Below are 17,716 nucleotides of genomic sequence, written 5' to 3' on the forward strand. Positions count from 1 at the left end.
CGGGCGCGCACAACCCCCGCGCTCCGTACGGCGGTTGGCGTAGTCGCCGATGATCTCCGGCACATCGTGTCCGGAGCGCACTAGCGTGCGGTGCCGCACCAGGAGGCACCATGCGACTGTTCTCGCCCACCGGATCGCCGGGCGGCGTCCACGTCAGCGGCACCGCGCTCATCGTCACGGGACTCGTGGCGACGCTGGCCGCGCTCGTCTTCCCGATCTGGTCGTACGCGGACCGCGCGGGCACCGGCCTGGACACGCTCGACGCGCAGAGCGTGCCGACCGCGTTCGGCCCGCTGTCGGCCACCGACCGCGTCTTCCTCACCAAGGTCCGGCTCGCCGGGCTCTGGGAGCTGCCCGCGGGACAGCAGGCCGAGGAGCGGGCGCCGAGCCGGGCCGTCGCGACGGCGGGCCGGCACCTCGTCGAGGGCCACACGTTCCTGGACGCCCGGGTGCGCGAGGTGGCGGCCCGGCTGCGCCTGGGGCTGCCGAACCAGCCCACCGCCCAACAGCGGGGCTGGCTGCGGACGCTGACGGCGGCGCGGGGCGCGGAGTACGAGCGGCAGTTCGCCAACCTCCTGCGCCGCGCCCACGGCCAGGTGTTCGCGCTGGTGGCCCAGGTGCGGGCGGCGACCCGCAACACGCTCGTCCGGGACCTCGCGGACGACGCCAACACCACCGTCCTGGACCACATCACGGTGCTGGAGGCCACCGGTCTCGTCGACTTCGACGCGGCGGCCCGGGACGGCGCCACGGCGAGCCCGCCGCCGCTGACCCGGCCGCCCGCCCCGCCCGGGCCGGCCGCTTCCCCGGCCCCGGTCATCCCGCTCACGCCGACGCCCACGCCGACTCCCTCGCTGACCCTGCCGCCCGCGGCGTCCCGGCCCCGGAGCTGAGCGGCCCGGCCGCGGAGAGCCCGCAGCCCGCAGCGAAACGGAACGTCACGTACCGGTCACGGCGTGTCCGCATATTGAACGGGCCGTAGCGCCTACCCGAACACCTGTCGTAAAAACACCGCATGCTCTGGGTCCTGTTCCTCGTCCTCGCCTGCGCCGTCACCGGCCTGTCCTGCGGTCGGCTCGGCCTGGCCGCCGCGCGCGCCGCCGACGCCGAACTCGCGCTGGGCACCGCGCGGCCCGGGCACGAACTGTCGCTGTACGAGACGGCGTTCCTGTCCGGCGGCCCGGCCCGGGTCGCCGACGTGACCCTCGTGTCGATGGCCCGCGGCCGCCGGCTGCTGCTCGCGCACACCGGCTGGGCGACGGTCGTCGACCCGGTGGGCGAGGACGACGTGGAGCGTGCGGTGATCGGCGCGATCGGGCCCGCGGGCCAGTCGCCGATCGCCCCGCTGCGCGCCGCGGCGGCCGCGGGCGACGCCGTCCGTGCCGTCGCCGAACGGCTCGTGGCGGCCGGACTCGCGGTGCCGGAGACCGCCCGGGCCGCGGTGGCCGGGGCGGCGCGCCAGGTGCGGGCGGCGGCCGTCGCCGTGGTGGCCCTGGGCGCCGCGGCGGTGCTGGTGCCGGGCGGCACGGCCGGGCAGGGGCTGCCGGTGGTGCTCTGGTTCGCGCTGCCGCTGGTGCTCACGCTGAGCTGCCTGGCGCTCGTCCGCATCGAGATCCACCCGCACACCCGCTGGGCCTCACCGGCGGGGCAGCGCCTGCTCGCCGCCCTGCCCGCGGGCGCCGGCGGCCTGCACGCGGTCGCCGTACGCGGCGTGCGCGCGCTGGACGACCCGGCGCTGCGGGCCGCCCTCGGCAGCCGCACCGCCGTCGGCGGCTGAGCCGGGCCCCCTATAGGCACGGCCCTCGCCGGCCCGACACGCCGCCCGGTGCTTTACATCCTCAACCCCCGCCTCAAGTATCCCTTTTGACCCCGGCCTCTGACCGCGAGCCGCACCGGCTCGGGAGCCCGGCGAAAGGGACGCATGCGCGCGACGAGAACAGCATCCGCCCTCTGCGCCGCCGTCGGATCACTGATCCTGGCGGCTCTCGGGACCGCACCGGCGGGCGGCGCGAGCGCTCCCCGCGATCTCGGCGCGCCGCAGGCCCTGGGCACCGCCGTCGCCGCGCAGCGCGCCGCCGCCGCCGGGATCCGCTTCGGCGCCTGCCCCGCGGTGGAGCACCTGCCCGCGCCGGTCACCTGTGGCACCGTCTCCGTGCCGCTGGACTACGCCCGGCCGCGCGGCAGGCAGATCGAGCTGACCGTCAGCCGCGTCAAGGCGGCCGGGAAACACGGCGGCAAGAGGGTCGCCCGGCAGGGCGCGTTCGTCTTCAACCCGGGCGGCCCGGGCGGCAACGGCATGTACTTCCCGCTGGTGCGCACCGTGCCCGAATGGGAGCGCGTCGGCGCGGCGTACGACCTCGTGGGCTACGCGCCGCGCGGCGTCGGCCGCTCGGCGCCCCTGTCCTGCCGGGACCCCAAGCAGCTCGGGACCCACCCCACACCGGCGCCGACGCACCCCTCGGAGTCGTACAAGCAGGAGCGCATCGCGCAGGCGAAGGCGTACGCGCGCGGCTGCGCGCGCCGCAACCCGGACCTGCGCCACTACACGACCCTGAACAACGCCCGGGACCTGGACGTCCTGCGGGCCGCGCTCGGCGAGCGGACGCTCACGTACATGGGCGCCTCCTACGGGACGTACATCGGGGCGGTGTACGCGCAGTTGTTCCCCGCGCACGTGCGGCGGATGGTCTTCGACTCGGCGGTCGACCCGGACCCGCGCCACGTCTGGTACGTCAACAACCTGGAGCAGTCGGCCGCGTTCGAGCGCCGCTGGTCCGACTTCCGGGCGTGGGTCGCCAAGCACGACGCCGTCTACCACCTGGGCAAGACGCCCGAGGAGGTGCAGACGGCCTACGAGCGGGTGAGCGCGGAGCTGGCGCGCGAGCCGGCCGGCGGCCGGGTCGGCCCCGGCCAGTTGCAGAACGCGTACCTGCAAGTGGGGTACGCCGACGACTACTGGCCGGTGCGGGCCAGGGCCCTGTCGGCGTACCTCAAGGGCGACCCGGGGCCGCTGGTCGAGCAGGCGGCGCCGCGGGCGGCCGGCGCGGCCGCCGGCGAGAACAGCGCCGCGGTCTACACGGCGGTCGAGTGCAACGACGCGCCCTGGCCGACCGACTTCCGCACCTGGGACCGCGACACGACCCGGCTGGCGCGCACCGCGCCGTTCGAGGCGTGGGACAACACGTGGACGAACCTGCCGTGCGCGTACTGGACCGCGCCCCGGCAGCAGCCCCTCGACGTGCGGACCCGGCCGGGCGCGCTGCCGCCCACGCTGGTCCTGGCCGCCGAACGGGACGCGGCCACGCCGTACGCCGGAGCGCGGGAGCTGAGCCGGCGGATCCGCGGCTCCGTGCTCGTGACCGAGCGCGGCGCGGGCACGCACGGGGTCGCCGGGGGCGCCAACGCCTGTGTGAACGGGCACTTCTACGCGTACGTGCTGGAGGGCCGGGTGCCGGAGCGCCGTGCGTCGTCCTGCGCCCCGCACCCGGAGCCGACGGCGCTCGCCCCCTGAGGGGGCGGAGCCCCGCGACCCTCCGGCCCGAACTAGGCCAGCCCGGCCACGAGATCGGCCACGCTCTTGCGACGCCCCGTGTAGAAGGGAACTTCCTCACGGACGTGCATCCGTGCCTCGGAGCCGCGCAGGTGGCGCATGAGGTCGACGATCCGGTCCAGCTCGTCCGCCTCGAAGGCCAGCAGCCACTCGTAGTCGCCGAGCGAGAACGAGGCGACGGTGTTGGCGCGCACGTCCGGGTAGCCGCGGGCCATCTTGCCGTGGTCGGCGAGCATCTTGCGGCGCTCGTCGTCGGGGAGCAGGTACCACTCGTAGGAGCGCACGAAGGGGTAGACCGAGACCCAGTTGCGCGGCGTCTCGTCGGCGAGGAACGCCGGGATGTGCGAGCGGTTGAACTCGGCGGGGCGGTGCAGCGCCATGTTCGACCACACCGGGTCGAGGGCGCGGCCCAGCTTGGTGCGGCGGAAGAGGTTGTACGCCTCCTGGAGCTGGTCGGCGGTCTCGGCGTGCCACCAGATCATGAGATCGGCGTCGGCGCGCAGACCGGAGACGTCATAGGTGCCGCGGACGGTGACGTCCTTGGCGGCGAGCTGGTCGAACAGCTCCTGGACCTCGTCGGCGTAACCGGCCCGCGCGGTGCCCTCGGGCAGCGCGTCCTTCAGCTTGAAGACCGACCAGAGGGTGTAGCGGATGACCTCGTTCAGGTCCTTGGCCAGCTTGCCCTTGTTCGGGATCCGCGCCGGGTCGGTGGTAGGGGTGTCGTCGCTCATGTCCCTATTCTCCTGCGCCGCCGTGCAGGCTCTGCACCGGGTTCGCCTTCAGCTCCTCGCGGGCGCCGCCGTCGCCGCGCAGCTCGTCGGCGGCGGCGTAGGCGCTCGCGATGCACGCGGGGATGCCGACGCCGTCGTAGGCGGCCCCGCAGACGGTGAGGCCGGGCAGATGGGTGAGGTGGTCGCGGATGCGTGCGACGCGGGCGGTGTGGCCGACGGGGTACTGGGGCAGCCCGTCCTGCCAGCGCGTGACGTGGGCGGCGACCGGGGCCGCGCGCTGCCCGGTGGCGGCGCCCAGGTCGTGGCGGGCGGCGTCGACGAGGTCGGCGTCGTCGCGGGCGAGGTCCTTCTCGTCGCCGTAGCGGCCGACGGAGGTCCGCACGACGCGCAGCTGCGGGTTCTCGGCCCCGATCCAGCCCCATTTGTGCGAGGCGAAGGTGGCGGCCTTGATGGTGTGACCGTCGACGGGCGGGACGAGGAAGCCGCTGCCCTCCGGCAGCCGCGCCTCGTCCGTGCGGAACGCCATGGTGATCAGGGCCATCGACGCGTAGTCGATGCCGCGCAGCTCCTGGGAGGCCAGCGGTGAGGCGGTGCGCAGCAGGCTCGCCGCCGCGGGGGCGGGCAGCGCGACGATCACCTGGTCGGCGGTGAAGGTGCGGCCCTGTTCGGTGACGACGCGCCAGACGGGCTCGGGCACGGGGGTCCGCGCGGGCCGGCCGGCCGGGCGGGGGTGCCCGGGCCCCGTGCGGCGGGCCTGCTCGGCGCCGCCGCGGGCGCGCAGCGTGCTGGCCCGCTCCCCGGTCAGGATCGTGCCGCCCAGCGCGCGCACCGCGTCGGCCACCGCCGCGGGCAGGGTGCCGATGCCGCCCTCGATGCCCATGAAGACCGGTCCGGGCTGCTGGTGCTGCGCGGTGCGGGCCTGGATCGCGCGGACCGCGGCCGTCAGGGTCGGGTGGCGGCGGGCCTCCTCGAAGAGCTGGGGCACCGCGCTGCGCAGCGAGATGCGGTAGGCGTCGCCCGCGTAGACGCCGCCGAGGAGGGGTTCGACGAGCCGGTCGACGACCTCGCGGCCGAGACGGGCGGCGACGAACTCGCCGACGGCCACGTCGTCGCCGAGTTCCACGGGGGGCAGGTCGGCCTCCTGCCCGATCCGGGCGAGCCCTTCCTCGGAGAGGACCCCGGTGAGCGCGTCGGCGGCGGCGGGGACCCCCATGACGTGGCCCTTGGGCATCGGGTGCAGGACGGAGCGGGTCCACAGCGAGGCGGTCGCGGTGGACGGCGGCTGGAGCCGCTCGCCGAGGCCCACCTCGCGGGCCAGGCCCACCGCCTCGGGGCGGCGGGCCAGCATCGACTCGGCGCCGAGGTCGACGCGGACCCCGGCGATCTCCCCGGCGCGCAGCTTGCCGCCGAGCCGGTCGGACGCCTCCAGGACGGTCACCTCGACCCGCTCGTCCCGTCCCGCGGACGCGAGCAGCCGGTGGGCCGCGGCGAGCCCCGCGATGCCGCCGCCGATCACGAGGACCCTGCGGTGCCTCGCCTCCCCCGAGCCCTCGAACCCGCTCGCACCGAGGCGGTTCCCGTCCGTACCTGTGTCCGTTTCGCGCATCCCCCCACTCTGTCAGAACCGGCGCCGCCCGCCGACGAGTCCCGACCGTGACCGGTTCGGGACCGTGCGGCAACCACCGCGGCGGCCCCTCGCGCGTCGAAGGAGCGTCCACCGTTCGCCATGTCCCGTGGGGGTACGACCATGCACACGTCCCGTTCGATCCGTCCGCGTCCCCGGCCGCGGCCCGCACGGACTCTCGCCGCACTGCTGTTCGCCGCGGCGCTCGCGCTGACCGGCTGCTCGGCCGGGGGTGACGACGGCGCGAACGACAAGAGCGCCGCCCGCGAGGGGTCCCGGCCGGCGGCGGGCGCGGCGGCCGACAGCGGCCGGGCCGCCGGCGGCACCGGCGCGAAGAAGCCGCCGCAGCCGGCCGGGGTCCACATCATCCGCACCGCTTCCCTCTCCGTCCGGGTCAAGGACGTCCCCGAGGCCCTCGACAGGGCGCGCTCGGTCGCCGAGGACGCGGGCGGCATCGTCGGCGACGAGACCACGGACCGGGACGGCCGGGGCCATGAGCGCTCGCGGCTCACGCTGCGGGTGCCGCAGGACGCGTACCAGGACGTGCTGGACCGGCTCTCGGGCGCGGGGCGGCTGCTGGAGCGGAACGTGAGCGCGAAGGACGTCACCGACCAGGTCGTCGACGTCGGCAGCCGGGTCGCGTCGCAGCGGGCGAGCGTGGCCCGGGTGCGCGACCTCATGGACCGGGCGACGAAGTTGAGCGATGTCGTGGCGCTGGAAGGGGAGTTGGGCAGCCGCGAGGCGGAGCTGGAGTCGCTGCTCGCGCAGCAGGCGTCGCTGAAGGACCGCACCACGCTCGCGACGATCACGCTGCGGCTCTCCGAGGCACCCGCGAAGGCGGCGGCCGGCGAGGACGACGAAGCGGGGTTCCAGGACGCGCTGTCGGGCGGCTGGGACGCCTTCGTGACCGTGCTGAAGTGGGTGGCGATGGTGCTCGCGGCCGTGCTGCCGTTCGCGGCGGTCGCGGCGCTGCTCGCGTTCCTGTGGCTGCGGCTCGTGCGTCCCCGCCTGGCGCGGCGCGGCCGGGGCGGGCCCGCGCGGCCGGTCTCCGCACCTCAGGCGCCCGACGCGCGGGACTGACGCGCGCGCCCGACGTAGCGTTGCGCCCATGAGCACTGATGAGTCTGCGCGCGAACGTCTCGTGGTCGTCGGCGGCGACGCGGCCGGCATGTCCGCCGCGTCGGGCGCCCGGCGGCTGCGCGGCCCGGACGAGCTGGAGATCGTGGCCTTCGAGCGGGGGGACTTCACCTCGTACTCGGCGTGCGGCATCCCGTACTGGGTGGGCGGCCAGGTCGGCGGGCGCGACGAACTGATCGCCCGCTCGCCCGAGGAGCACCGGGAACGCCATATCGATCTGCGGATGCGCACCGAGGTCGTCCGGATCGACGTCGAGGGGCGCCGGGTGCGGGCCCGGGACCTGGACGGCGGCGAGGAGTCGTGGGTGGCGTACGACAAGCTCGTGATCGCCACCGGGGCCCGGCCGCTCCGCCCCGACCTGCCGGGCATGGACGCGGACGGTGTGCACGGCGTGCAGACCCTCGGCGACGGGCAGGCGCTGATCGACACGCTGCGGGCGACCGAGGGGCGCAGGGCCGTCGTGGTGGGCGCCGGGTACATCGGCGTGGAGATGGCCGAGGCGCTGCTGCACCGCGGCTACGAGGTGACGGTCGTCAACCGCGGCGCCGAGCCGATGGCGACCCTCGACCCGGACATGGGACGCCTGGTGCACGAGGCGATGGCGGGGATGGGCATCACCCTGGTGAACGACGCCGAGGTGACCCGGATCCTGACCGGGGACGACGGGCGGGTGCGGGCGGTGGCGACGCGGGACGCCGAACACCCGGCGGACGTCGTGGTGCTGGGCATCGGCGTGCGCCCCGAGACGACGCTCGCGCGCGACGCGGGCCTGCCGCTGGGCGAGAACGGCGGCCTCCTGACGGACCTGGGCATGCGGGTGCGCGGGCACGAGGACATCTGGGCCGGCGGCGACTGCGTCGAGGTCCTGGACCTGGTGTCGGGCCGCGAGCGGCACATCGCGCTCGGCACCCACGCCAACAAGCACGGGCAGATCATCGGGGCCAACGTGGGCGGCGGTTACGCGACGTTCCCCGGGGTCGTGGGGACGGCGGTGAGCAAGGTCTGCGACCTGGAGATCGCGCGCACCGGGCTGCGCGAGAAGGACGCGCTCCGCGCCGGTCTGCAGTTCGTGTCGGTGACGGTCGAGTCGACGAGCCGGGCGGGGTACTACCCGGGGGCGGCGCAGATGACCGTGAAGATGATCGCCGAGCGGCGCACCGGGAAGCTGCTCGGTGTGCAGATCGTGGGGCGCGAGGGCGCCGCCAAGCGGGTCGACGTGGCGGCGGTCGCGCTGACCGCCGGGATGACGGTGGAGCAGATGACGGCGCTGGACCTCGGGTACGCGCCGCCGTTCTCACCGGTCTGGGACCCGGTGCTGGTGGCGGCCCGCAAGGCCTCCGCCGCCGTCCGCGCGGCCGCGTCCTCCTGATCACCGCAGGGCGCGTCGTTTTCGACATGGCGCCGCTTTCCCGCCACTTTTGACCGAAACCGTCCTCAACTCCGCTCCGGGCCCCACGATGTGACCCATGACGGCTGTGCGGCCGGTGCGGCCGGGCACGTCTCTCGCGCCGAAGGGAGTGTGACCCGGCCGTGCGTCTGCTCGTCCTGGGCGCCCGCGGATTCCTGGGCCGGCACGTCGCCGGGCGGCTGCGCGCCCTGCCGGGCGTGCGGGTGCTCACCGGGGGCCGCCACCCGGCCGACGACCTGCGCGTCGACCTCGCGACGGTGCGGCCCGGCACGCTCGCGGAGCTGATCGGCCGCGCCGCACCCGACGCCGTCGCCAACTGCGCCGGGGCTGTCGGCGGCAGCTCCCTGACCCTGGTCGAGGCCAACTCCCGGGCCCCGGCTGTCCTCTGCGCGGCGCTGCGGGACGCGGCGCCCGCGGCCCGCCTGGTCCACCTCGGCTCGGCCGCCGAGTACGGGCCGACTGCGCTCGGCGAGCGGACCCCGGAGGAGGCACCGGCCCGGCCCGTCTGCGCGTACGGGGCGAGCAAACTGGCGGGCACCCTGGCCGTCACCGGCTCCGGCCTCGACGCGGTCGTGCTGCGGGTGACCGACGCGGTCGGCCCGGGCGCGGGCCCCGCGCAGCTGCCCGGCCGGCTCACGGCCGAACTGCGAGAAGCGCTGCGCCACGGCCGGACGGACCCGCTGCGGGTCGGCGGCCTGGCGGCGCACCGGGACTACGTCGACGTCCGCGACGTGGCGACCGCGGTGGCGCTCGCCCTGACCGCGCCGCAGCCGCTGCCGCCGCTGCTGAACATCGGCAGCGGCCGCGCCGTCGCGGTGCGCGAGCTGGCGCACGGCCTGGTGCGGGCGTCCGGGTACCGCGGCCGGGTGGAGGCCGCGCCGGGCGCGGACCGGGCCCCGGCCGTGCCCTGGCAGTGCGCGCGGATCACCGCCGCGCGCCAGGTGCTGGACTGGCGCCCCACCCACACCCTGCACGCCTCGCTGAGCGCGCTGTGGCGGGCGGACGGCGCGCCCGGCCAAGAGCCGCGGTGAACCGGGCTACGCGGTCGGGCTACGCGGTCCGCGTGTGGACGTACTCCACGAGACGGGTGAGGGCGTCCGGGTCGGTGTTCGGCGGGACGCCGTGGCCGAGGTTGAACACGTGGCCCTCCAGGCCCGCCGCCGCGTCGAGCACCTCGGCGGCCTTGGTCTCGACGGCCTCGGGCGTGGCGAAGAGGGTCGCCGGGTCGAGGTTGCCCTGGAGCGCCTTGCCGGGGCCGACGCGCCGCGCGGCCTCGTCGAGCGGCACCCGCCAGTCGACGCCGACGACGTCCGCGCCGGCCTCGCCCATCAGCCCGAGCAGCTCACCGGTGCCGACGCCGAAGTGGATGCGCGGCACGCCGTACGCCTCGACGGCCCGGAAGACCTTCTGCGAGGCGGGCATGACGGAGCGGCGGTAGTCGGCGGGGGCGAGCGCGCCGACCCAGGAGTCGAAGAGCTGTACGGCGCTCGCGCCCGCCTCGATCTGCACCTTCAGGAAGGCGGCGGTGATGTCGGCGAGCCGGTCGAGCAGGTCGGCCCAGAGCTGCGGGTCGCCGTACATGAGCGCCTTGGTGTGCTCGTGGCCCCGCGACGGGCCGCCCTCGACGAGGTAGCTGGCGAGGGTGAAGGGGGCGCCGGCGAAGCCGATGAGCGGGGTCGCGCCGAGCTCGGCGGTCAGCATCCCCATGGCCTCGGTGACGTAGCCGACGTCCTCCGGGGTCAGGTCGCGCAGCTGCGCCAGGTCGGCGCGGCTGCGGATCGGCTTCTCGACGACCGGTCCGACGCCGGGCTTGATGTCGAGGTCGATGCCGATGGCCTTGAGGGGGACGACGATGTCGCTGAAGTAGATCGCCGCGTCGACCTTGTGCCGGCGCACCGGCTGCAGGGTGATCTCGGTGACCAGCTCGGGCCGCATGCACGACTCCAGCATCGGGATGCCCTCGCGGACCTTGCGGTACTCGGGCAGTGAGCGCCCCGCCTGCCGCATGAACCACACCGGCGTGTGCGGCACGGGCTCACGCCTGCACGCCCGCAGGAAGGCGGAATCCTTGACGGCGTCGTTCGTCGCTGACGGCTGCTGGCCCGTGGCCTGGGTGTTGGCACTCACACCGGAGAGTCTCGCACGGCCCCGAAGTGTCGGGAGAACGGCGTCGGTGCCGGGTGTCCCTGCCTGCGCGAGGGGCTCCTTCCCCTTAACCTTCCCGGCATGGCCGCCGCGCGCGACGAGGGTCGTACGGACCGCGGGGCTCGGCAGGACCCAGCAGGACTCGGCAGGACTCGGCAGGGCTCAGCAGGACCCAGACGGACTCGGACGGGATGAGTGAATCGGTGCGGGAGGGGCAGAACGCTCGGGACATGAACGCTGCACATGAGGACGACACGGCTCCGCCCACCCCCCTGGCCTTCCGTACGGCGGTCGACGGCCTGCGGTCCGCGCGGCTGCGCCCGGAGATCGAGATCGATCCCACGCGCCCGCCGCAGCGCCTGGCTCCCTTCTCCTACGCGCTGGAGGCGACGGTCGTCGATGCGGCCGCCGCCGACCCCGAGAACGACGCCCTGGCCGACGGGCGGCTCGTGCTGCTGCACGACCCGTCGGGCCACGAGGCATGGCACGGCACGTTCCGCCTGGTGACCCTGGTGCGCGCGGAGCTGGAGGCGGAGATGGCCGCCGATCCGCTGCTCCCCGAGGTGTGCTGGTCGTGGCTGACGGGCGCGCTGGCGGCCCGGGGCCTGTCCTACGGGGAGCCGTCCGGCACGGTGACCCGCGCCAGTTCGCACTACTTCGGCGGGATCGGCGACCGGCCGCCGGCCTCGCAGATCGAGATCCGCGCCTCCTGGACGCCGCGCGAGGGGCCCCGCGGGGTACCGGACACGGCCGCGCACCTCGCGGCCTGGTGCGAGCTGCTGTGCCAGGTCGCCGGGCTCCCGCCGGTGCCGGGCGCGATGCACGGGTCCGAGGGCGCGGTGGTGACGCTGCCCCAGCGAAGGGGCCCGCACTCCGCCTGACCCAGACCCACACCTCTCCTCCGGGCCTCCTTCAAGAGGGACTGTTTTCGGCCGCGTCGGCTCCTGCTGACGCGGCCGTTGCACGTTTCGATTCGGTTTGATCTTCGGATGATCGATACTGTGTCTGAATTGCGTGGATTGTTACTCACCAAATCGTGATCTTTCTCTAAAGGCGGACGGGTTTGGTGCCGAAGACCTCAGTGACCTTGAAAGCACGGTTCGTCCCGGCTTCACCCCCCGAGCCGGCTCCGTCCCGCACCCCAGGAGGCCTGGTGTCCGTTCTCCTCGAGCAGCCCTCAAGCCTGGTCGCCTACCGCCCGAACAAGCCGACCGCCATGGTGGTCGTGGCCGACCCCCGCGTCCGTTCCACCGTCACCCGCCATCTGTGGGCGCTCGGTGTGCGCGACGTGATCGAGGCCTCGTCCGTCGCGGAGGCTCGTCCCCGCATCGGCAACCCCCGCGACATCTGCGTAGCCGACGTCCACCTCCCCGACGGATCCGGCCTCACGCTCCTCTCCGAAACCCGAGCCGCGGGCTGGCCCAACGGCCTCGCCCTCTCCGCCGCCGACGACATCGGTGCCGTGCGCAACGCCCTCGCGGGCGGCGTCAAGGGCTACGTCGTCACCGGCACCCGCACGAACGTAGGACTCCCCACCCGCCCCGGCGCCGCGCCGATCGGTTCCGCGGCCGCCCGTATGCACCGCCGCCCCCCGGGTGCCCCGAGCCACCCGGGCGGCTACCGCGAACTGTCCGGACGCGAGGTCGAGGTGCTCCGCCTCGTCGCCGAGGGACAGTCGAACAAGGCCATCGGCGTCTCGATGGGCCTGTCCGCACTGACCGTCAAGAGCCACCTCGCCCGGATCGCGCGCAAGCTCGGCACGGGTGACCGGGCCGGGATGGTGGCGGTCGCCCTGCGCACCGGCATCATCCACTGATCCCACCGCACCACGGACTCCCCCTGGCCGGATCTTTCCGGTGGTCACACCTTCAGCGCCCGTCGACGGAACGTTCCGTCGACGGGCGCCGTCCGTTCACAGATACCCTTGACAGGTGACCGACGCCCAAGAGACCGCAGCAGACAGTTCACTGCGCACCACCGGAGGCGCTCCTCCGGACGACGTCGAGACGGCGCCGATCCCCCTGCTCGAACCGAGCGAGGGCATTCCCCCGGTGATCGCCGACGAGGCCGCGCTGGCCCAGGTGGTCGCCGCGTTCGCCGCGGGCACCGGACCCGTCGCCGTCGACGCCGAGCGGGCCTCCGGTTACCGCTACGGGCAGCGCGCCTATCTTGTGCAGCTGCGCCGCGAAGGCGCCGGCAGCGCGCTCATCGACCCCGTCGCCTGCCCGGACCTGTCCGGCTTCGGCGCGGCCATCGAGGACGCGGAGTGGGTGCTGCACGCCGCCACGCAGGACCTGCCGTGCCTGCGCGAAATAGGCATGGTGCCGTCGGAGCTCTTCGACACCGAACTGGCCGGGCGGCTCGCCGGGTTCCCGCGCGTCGGCCTCGGCGCGATGGTCGAGGGCGTCCTCGGCTACGTCCTGGAGAAGGGGCACTCCGCGGTCGACTGGTCGACACGGCCGCTGCCCGAGCCGTGGCTGCGGTACGCGGCGCTCGACGTGGAGCTCCTCGTCGACCTGCGGGACGCGCTGGAGAAGGAGCTCGACCGGCAGGGCAAGCTCGACTGGGCCCACCAGGAGTTCGACGCGATCGCCTCCGCGCCGCCCGCGCCGCCGCGCAAGGACCCCTGGCGGCGCACGTCCGGCATGCACAAGGTGCGGCGGCGCCGGCAGATGGCCGTGGTGCGTGAGCTGTGGACCGCCCGCGACCGGGTCGCGCAGCGCCGTGACGTGTCGCCGGGCAAGGTCCTCGGGGACGCGGCGATCGTCGAGGCCGCGCTCGCGCTGCCGCCCACCGTGCAGGCGCTCGCCGCGCTGCCCGGGTTCGGGCACCGCATGGGGCGGCGCCAGCTGGAGCAGTGGCAGGCGGCCGTGGACCGGGCCAGGGCGCTGCCGGACGCGGAGCTGCCGCAGCCCGGGCAGCAGGTGGCCGGGCCGCCGCCGCCCCGGGCCTGGGCGGACAAGGACCCGGCCGCGGCGGCACGGCTCTCCGCTGCGCGGGCGGCGGTCTCGGCGCGGGCGGAGGCGCTGCACATGCCGCAGGAGAACCTGATCACGCCGGACACGGTGCGGCGGGTGTGCTGGGAGCCGCCCTCGGTCGTGGACCCGGACTCCGTCGGCGCCGCACTCGCCGCGCATGGCGCTCGGCGCTGGCAGGTGGAGCAGGTCACTCCCGTGCTGGTCACCGCATTGGCGGCCCGCGCGTAGGCGTCCCTGGGGGCGCTTCCTCCCCCGCGGCGCCGTCGTGGCTGGCCGCGCCGTTCCCCGCGCCCCTGGGCAATCGTTCGCCCGCGGACCGGTGGGGGCTGATCGCGCCGTTCCCCGCGCCCCTGGAGGTGCGCACTACGTGCGCGATCTCCAGGGGGAAGCGCGGCGAAGCCGCAGCTTTCAGGGGCGCGGGGAACTGCGCGAGAAGCCCCACCGGGCCGCGGCCGCCCACGACCTCCCCGCCCACGGCGTCACGCCCCCGGGGCACGAGCCACCCCGCACACAAACCCCCGCCCCCAGCGGCAGCGAAAGTGTGACGTTCGCCGCTTGGAGCGAGGGGGCTGGGCAGCATGGTTACCCGCAAGTAGCATGAGGGGGTGAGCGCGCGCTCAGCCGCGCGCCGTGGCAGTGCCGTCCCGCATCTTGGAGGAGAGCCATCGTGCCTCGTACCGTCAGGGACGTCGTCTTCGTCGACGGCGTCCGCACCCCGTTCGGCAAGGCGGGCCCGAAGGGCATCTACCACGAGACCCGCGCCGACGACCTCGTCGTCAAGGCCATCCGGGAGCTGCTGCGCCGCAACCCGAACCTCGACCCCGCCAAGATCGACGAGGTCGCGATCGCCGCGACCACGCAGATCGGCGACCAGGGCCTGACCCTGGGCCGCACGGCCGGCATCCTCGCGGGCCTGCCGCAGTCGGTCCCCGGCTACTCGATCGACCGCATGTGCGCGGGCGCCCTGACCGCCGTCACGACCGCCGCCGGCTCCGTCGCGTTCGGCGCGTACGACGCCGTGATCGCCGGTGGCGTCGAGCACATGGGCCGCCACCCGATGGGCGAGGGCGTCGACCCGAACCCGCGGTTCGTCTCCGAGAAGCTGGTCGACGAGTCCGCCCTGTTCATGGGCATGACCGCGGAGAACCTGCACGACCGCTACCCGCAGATCACCAAGGAGCGCGCCGACAAGTACGCCGTCGCCTCCCAGGAGAAGGCGGCGAAGGCGTACGCGAACGGCAAGATCCAGCAGGACCTGGTCCCGATCTCGGTGCGCAACACCAACGCCGAGGTGGGCGAGACCGGCTGGGGCCTGGTCACGGCCGACGAGCCGATGCGTCCGGGGACCACCCTGGAGAACCTCGCGGGCCTCAAGACCCCCTTCCGTACGCACGGCCGCGTCACCGCGGGCAACGCCGCCGGTCTCAACGACGGTGCCACCGCCTCGATCATCGCCTCCGAGGAGTTCGCCCGGGAGAACGGCCTCCCGGTGAAGATGCGCCTGGTCTCCTACGCCTTCGCGGGCGTCGAGCCGGAGGTCATGGGCTACGGCCCGATCCCGGCCACGGAGAAGGCGCTCGCCAAGGCGGGCCTGTCCATCGAGGACATCAACCTCTTCGAGATCAACGAGGCGTTCGCCGTCCAGGTCCTCGCGTTCCTGGACCACTACGGCATCGCCGACGACGACGCGCGCGTCAACCAGTACGGCGGCGCCATCGCCTACGGCCACCCGCTCGCCTCCTCCGGCGTGCGTCTGATGACGCAGCTGGCCCGCCAGTTCGAGGAGCAGCCGGAGGTCCGTTACGGCCTCACCACCATGTGCGTCGGCTTCGGCATGGGCGCCACGGTGATCTGGGAGAACCCGCACCACAAGGACGCCGGAGGCGACAAGTGAGCACCACCACCGCTGAGCTCCTGAAGGGCGCGGCCGAGCTGTTCCCCGGCGAGGTCGTCACCTCCGCGCACGTACGCCACCTCGACCTGCCGTACGGGGCGGGCCGGTTCGCGCTGATCACGCTGGACAACGGCTTCGACCACACCAAGCCGACCACCTTCGGCCCGGGCTCGCTCGCGAACCTGAACACCGCGATCGACCAGGTCGAGGCGGAGGCCGCGGCGGGCGACATCGTCGGCGTCGGCATCACCGGCAAGCCGTTCATCTTCGCCGTCGGCGCCGACCTCAAGGGCGTCGAGCTGCTGAAGAACCACGACGACGCGCTCGCCATCGGCAAGGGCGGCCACGAGGTCTTCAAGCGCCTCGCGGGCCTGGCCGTACCGACGTTCGCGTACTACAACGGTGCCGCGATGGGTGGTGGCGTCGAGGTCGGCCTGCACTGCTCGTACCGCACCGTCTCCAAGGCGCTGCCCGCCTTCTCGCTGCCCGAGGTCTTCCTCGGCCTGGTCCCCGGCTGGGGCGGCTGCGCGCTGCTGCCGAACCTGATCGGCGCCGACAAGGCCGTCTCGGTGATCATCGAGAACAGCCTCAACCAGAACAAGCAGCTCAAGGGCGCGCAGGTCTTCGAACTCGGCATCGCCGACGCGCTGTTCGAAGGCGCCGACTTCCTGGAGCAGTCGCTGCTGTGGACCGCCCGGGTACTGACGGGCGACGTCAAGGTCGAGCGGCCCGACGTCGACCGCGGCGAGGCCTGGGACCAGGCCGTCGCGCGCGGCCGGTTCGTCGCCGACTCCAAGGTGCACGGCGCGGCCCCGGCCGCGTACCGCGCCCTTGAGATCATCGCCGCCGCGAAGAGCGGGGACCTCCAGGCCGGGTTCGACGCCGAGGACAAGGCGCTCGCCGACCTCATCATGGGCGGCGAACTGCGCGCCGGGATCTACTCGTTCAACCTCGTGCAGAAGCGCGCCAAGCGGCCCGCGGGCGCCCCGGACAAGAGCCTGGCCCGTCCGGTCACGAAGGTCGGCGTCGTGGGCGCGGGCCTGATGGCCTCGCAGCTCGCGCTCCTCTTCCTGCGCCGCCTGGAGGTGCCGGTGGTCCTCACCGACATCGACCAGGAGCGGGTCGACAAGGGTGTGGGCTACGTCCACGCCGAGATCGACAAGCTGCTCGGCAAGGGCCGCGTCAACCAGGACAAGGCCAACCGCCTCAAGGGCCTGGTCTCCGGCGTCCTCGACAAGGCCGAGGGCTTCGCCGACGCGGACTTCGTCATCGAGGCCGTCTTCGAGGAGATCGGCGTCAAGCAGCAGGTGTTCGCCGAGGTCGAGGCGGTCGCCCCGGCGCACGCGATCCTCGCCACCAACACCTCCTCGCTGTCGGTCTCCGAGATGGCGTCGAAGCTGAAGCACCCCGAGCGGGTCGTCGGCTTCCACTTCTTCAACCCGGTCGCGATCCTGCCGCTCCTGGAGATCGTGCGCGGCGAGCAGACGGACGACGCGGCGCTCGCCACGGCGTTCGGCGTCGCCAAGAAGCTGAAGAAGACCGCGGTCCTCGTGAAGGACGCCCCGGCGTTCGTCGTGAACCGCATCCTCACCCGCTTCATGGGCGAGATCCAGAACGTCATCGACGAGGGCACGCCCGTCGAGGTCGCCGAGAAGGCCGTCGAGCCGCTCGGCCTGCCGATGTCGCCGCTGGTCCTGCTCGAACTGGTCGGCCCCGCGATCGGTCTGCACGTCTCCGAGACCCTGAACCGCGCCTTCCCGGAGCGCTTCACCGTCTCGCCGAACCTCGCGGCCGTCGTCAAGGCGGGCAAGCGCGGCTTCTACGTGTACGAATCGGGGAAGCCGGAGCTGGACCCGGAGGTCGCCGCGCTCCTGAAGCAGGGCGATGTCGTCCTGACCGAGGAGCAGGTCCGCGAGCGCGTGCTGGACGCTGTCGCTCAGGAGATCGGGCTCATGCTCGAGGAGGGTGTCGTCGCCGAGGCGCAGGACATCGACCTCTGCCTGATCACTGGCGCGGGCTGGCCCTTCCACCTGGGCGGAATCACTCCGTACCTGGACCGTGAGGGTGTCTCCGAGCGGGTCACCGGCAAGCGGTTCCTGGAGGTTGGGGTGGCGAGCGTCCCGGCGTAACAACGGGCGCTCGTCCTGCTTTCCTGAGGGGCGTGGGGCGACCGCGGGCCAGCTGTGGCTGGTCACGCGGTTCCCCGCGCCCCTTGCGGCTGTCACGCGTCTGGCCCCCCGTGGGGGCTG

14 protein-coding genes are annotated in these 17,716 nt (G+C 74.1%); 11 read left to right on the plus strand and 3 right to left on the minus strand.

What is annotated here, in order from left to right; translation table 11 throughout:
* Positions 1–110 precede the first annotated feature (110 nt).
* From ACIBW6_RS09250 to ACIBW6_RS09260, 3 genes are all read left to right on the plus strand, one after another.
* Positions 111–893, plus strand: coding sequence for a DUF4142 domain-containing protein (locus tag ACIBW6_RS09250; RefSeq protein WP_399058374.1), 783 nt, complete (start codon positions 111–113; stop codon positions 891–893).
* A gap of 122 nt (positions 894–1,015) precedes the next feature.
* The gene (locus ACIBW6_RS09255) at positions 1,016–1,777 is read left to right on the plus strand and encodes a TIGR04222 domain-containing membrane protein (RefSeq protein ID WP_399058376.1); all 762 of its coding nucleotides are present in this window, start codon (positions 1,016–1,018) and stop codon (positions 1,775–1,777) included.
* 144 nt (positions 1,778–1,921) lie between these two features.
* Positions 1,922–3,511 carry an alpha/beta hydrolase gene (locus ACIBW6_RS09260; RefSeq protein ID WP_399058378.1) on the plus strand — a complete coding sequence of 530 codons (1,590 nt, stop codon included), beginning with the start codon at positions 1,922–1,924 and terminating at the stop codon, positions 3,509–3,511.
* Positions 3,512–3,543: 32 nt separating this feature from the next.
* Here ACIBW6_RS09260 and hemQ read toward each other — a convergent pair whose 3' ends face one another.
* Both hemQ and hemG read right to left on the minus strand, forming a co-directional pair.
* Positions 3,544–4,281 carry a hydrogen peroxide-dependent heme synthase gene (gene hemQ / locus ACIBW6_RS09265; protein ID WP_399058380.1) on the minus strand — a complete coding sequence of 246 codons (738 nt, stop codon included), beginning with the start codon at positions 4,279–4,281 and terminating at the stop codon, positions 3,544–3,546.
* Positions 4,282–4,285: 4 nt separating this feature from the next.
* Positions 4,286–5,887: a protoporphyrinogen oxidase gene (gene hemG / locus ACIBW6_RS09270; RefSeq protein ID WP_399058382.1), complete on the minus strand. Its 1,602-nt coding sequence runs from the start codon at positions 5,885–5,887 to the stop codon at positions 4,286–4,288.
* 141 nt (positions 5,888–6,028) lie between these two features.
* On the opposite strand from hemG, the gene ACIBW6_RS09275 reads away from it, so the two are divergent.
* The 3 genes from ACIBW6_RS09275 (at position 6,029) to ACIBW6_RS09285 (ending at position 9,481) form a co-directional block, all read left to right on the plus strand.
* The gene (locus tag ACIBW6_RS09275; RefSeq protein WP_399058384.1) at positions 6,029–6,985 is read left to right on the plus strand and encodes a DUF4349 domain-containing protein; all 957 of its coding nucleotides are present in this window, start codon (positions 6,029–6,031) and stop codon (positions 6,983–6,985) included.
* A gap of 28 nt (positions 6,986–7,013) precedes the next feature.
* Positions 7,014–8,411 carry an FAD-dependent oxidoreductase gene (locus ACIBW6_RS09280; protein WP_399058387.1) on the plus strand — a complete coding sequence of 466 codons (1,398 nt, stop codon included), beginning with the start codon at positions 7,014–7,016 and terminating at the stop codon, positions 8,409–8,411.
* A gap of 161 nt (positions 8,412–8,572) precedes the next feature.
* Entirely contained in the window at positions 8,573–9,481 is a 909-nt protein-coding gene (locus ACIBW6_RS09285; RefSeq protein ID WP_399058389.1) for an NAD-dependent epimerase/dehydratase family protein, read from the plus strand.
* Between the two features lie 19 nt (positions 9,482–9,500).
* On the opposite strand, the gene hemE is transcribed toward ACIBW6_RS09285, so the two are convergent.
* The gene (gene hemE, locus ACIBW6_RS09290) at positions 9,501–10,577 is read right to left on the minus strand and encodes a uroporphyrinogen decarboxylase (protein WP_399058391.1); all 1,077 of its coding nucleotides are present in this window, start codon (positions 10,575–10,577) and stop codon (positions 9,501–9,503) included.
* A gap of 248 nt (positions 10,578–10,825) precedes the next feature.
* On the opposite strand from hemE, the gene ACIBW6_RS09295 reads away from it, so the two are divergent.
* The 5 genes from ACIBW6_RS09295 to ACIBW6_RS09315 all read left to right on the plus strand — a co-directional run bounded on the left by ACIBW6_RS09295 (position 10,826) and on the right by ACIBW6_RS09315 (position 17,596).
* Positions 10,826–11,476, plus strand: a complete 651-nt coding sequence (locus tag ACIBW6_RS09295) for a DUF3000 domain-containing protein (RefSeq protein ID WP_399058393.1) — start codon at positions 10,826–10,828, stop codon at positions 11,474–11,476.
* A gap of 272 nt (positions 11,477–11,748) precedes the next feature.
* The gene (locus tag ACIBW6_RS09300) at positions 11,749–12,411 is read left to right on the plus strand and encodes a response regulator transcription factor (protein WP_353945341.1); all 663 of its coding nucleotides are present in this window, start codon (positions 11,749–11,751) and stop codon (positions 12,409–12,411) included.
* Positions 12,412–12,526: 115 nt separating this feature from the next.
* Positions 12,527–13,801, plus strand: a complete 1,275-nt coding sequence (locus tag ACIBW6_RS09305; protein ID WP_399058395.1) for an HRDC domain-containing protein — start codon at positions 12,527–12,529, stop codon at positions 13,799–13,801.
* A gap of 439 nt (positions 13,802–14,240) precedes the next feature.
* The gene (locus ACIBW6_RS09310; protein WP_399058397.1) at positions 14,241–15,467 is read left to right on the plus strand and encodes a thiolase family protein; all 1,227 of its coding nucleotides are present in this window, start codon (positions 14,241–14,243) and stop codon (positions 15,465–15,467) included.
* A complete protein-coding gene (locus tag ACIBW6_RS09315; RefSeq protein WP_399058399.1) occupies positions 15,464–17,596 on the plus strand; it encodes a 3-hydroxyacyl-CoA dehydrogenase NAD-binding domain-containing protein in 2,133 nt (710 codons plus the stop codon). The genes ACIBW6_RS09310 and ACIBW6_RS09315 overlap by 4 nt, the downstream gene beginning before the upstream one ends.
* Positions 17,597–17,716 lie beyond the last annotated feature (120 nt).

The sequence above is a fragment of the Streptomyces sp. NPDC049813 genome (genome assembly GCF_044465085.1).
Lineage (GTDB): Bacteria > Actinomycetota > Actinomycetes > Streptomycetales > Streptomycetaceae > Streptomyces.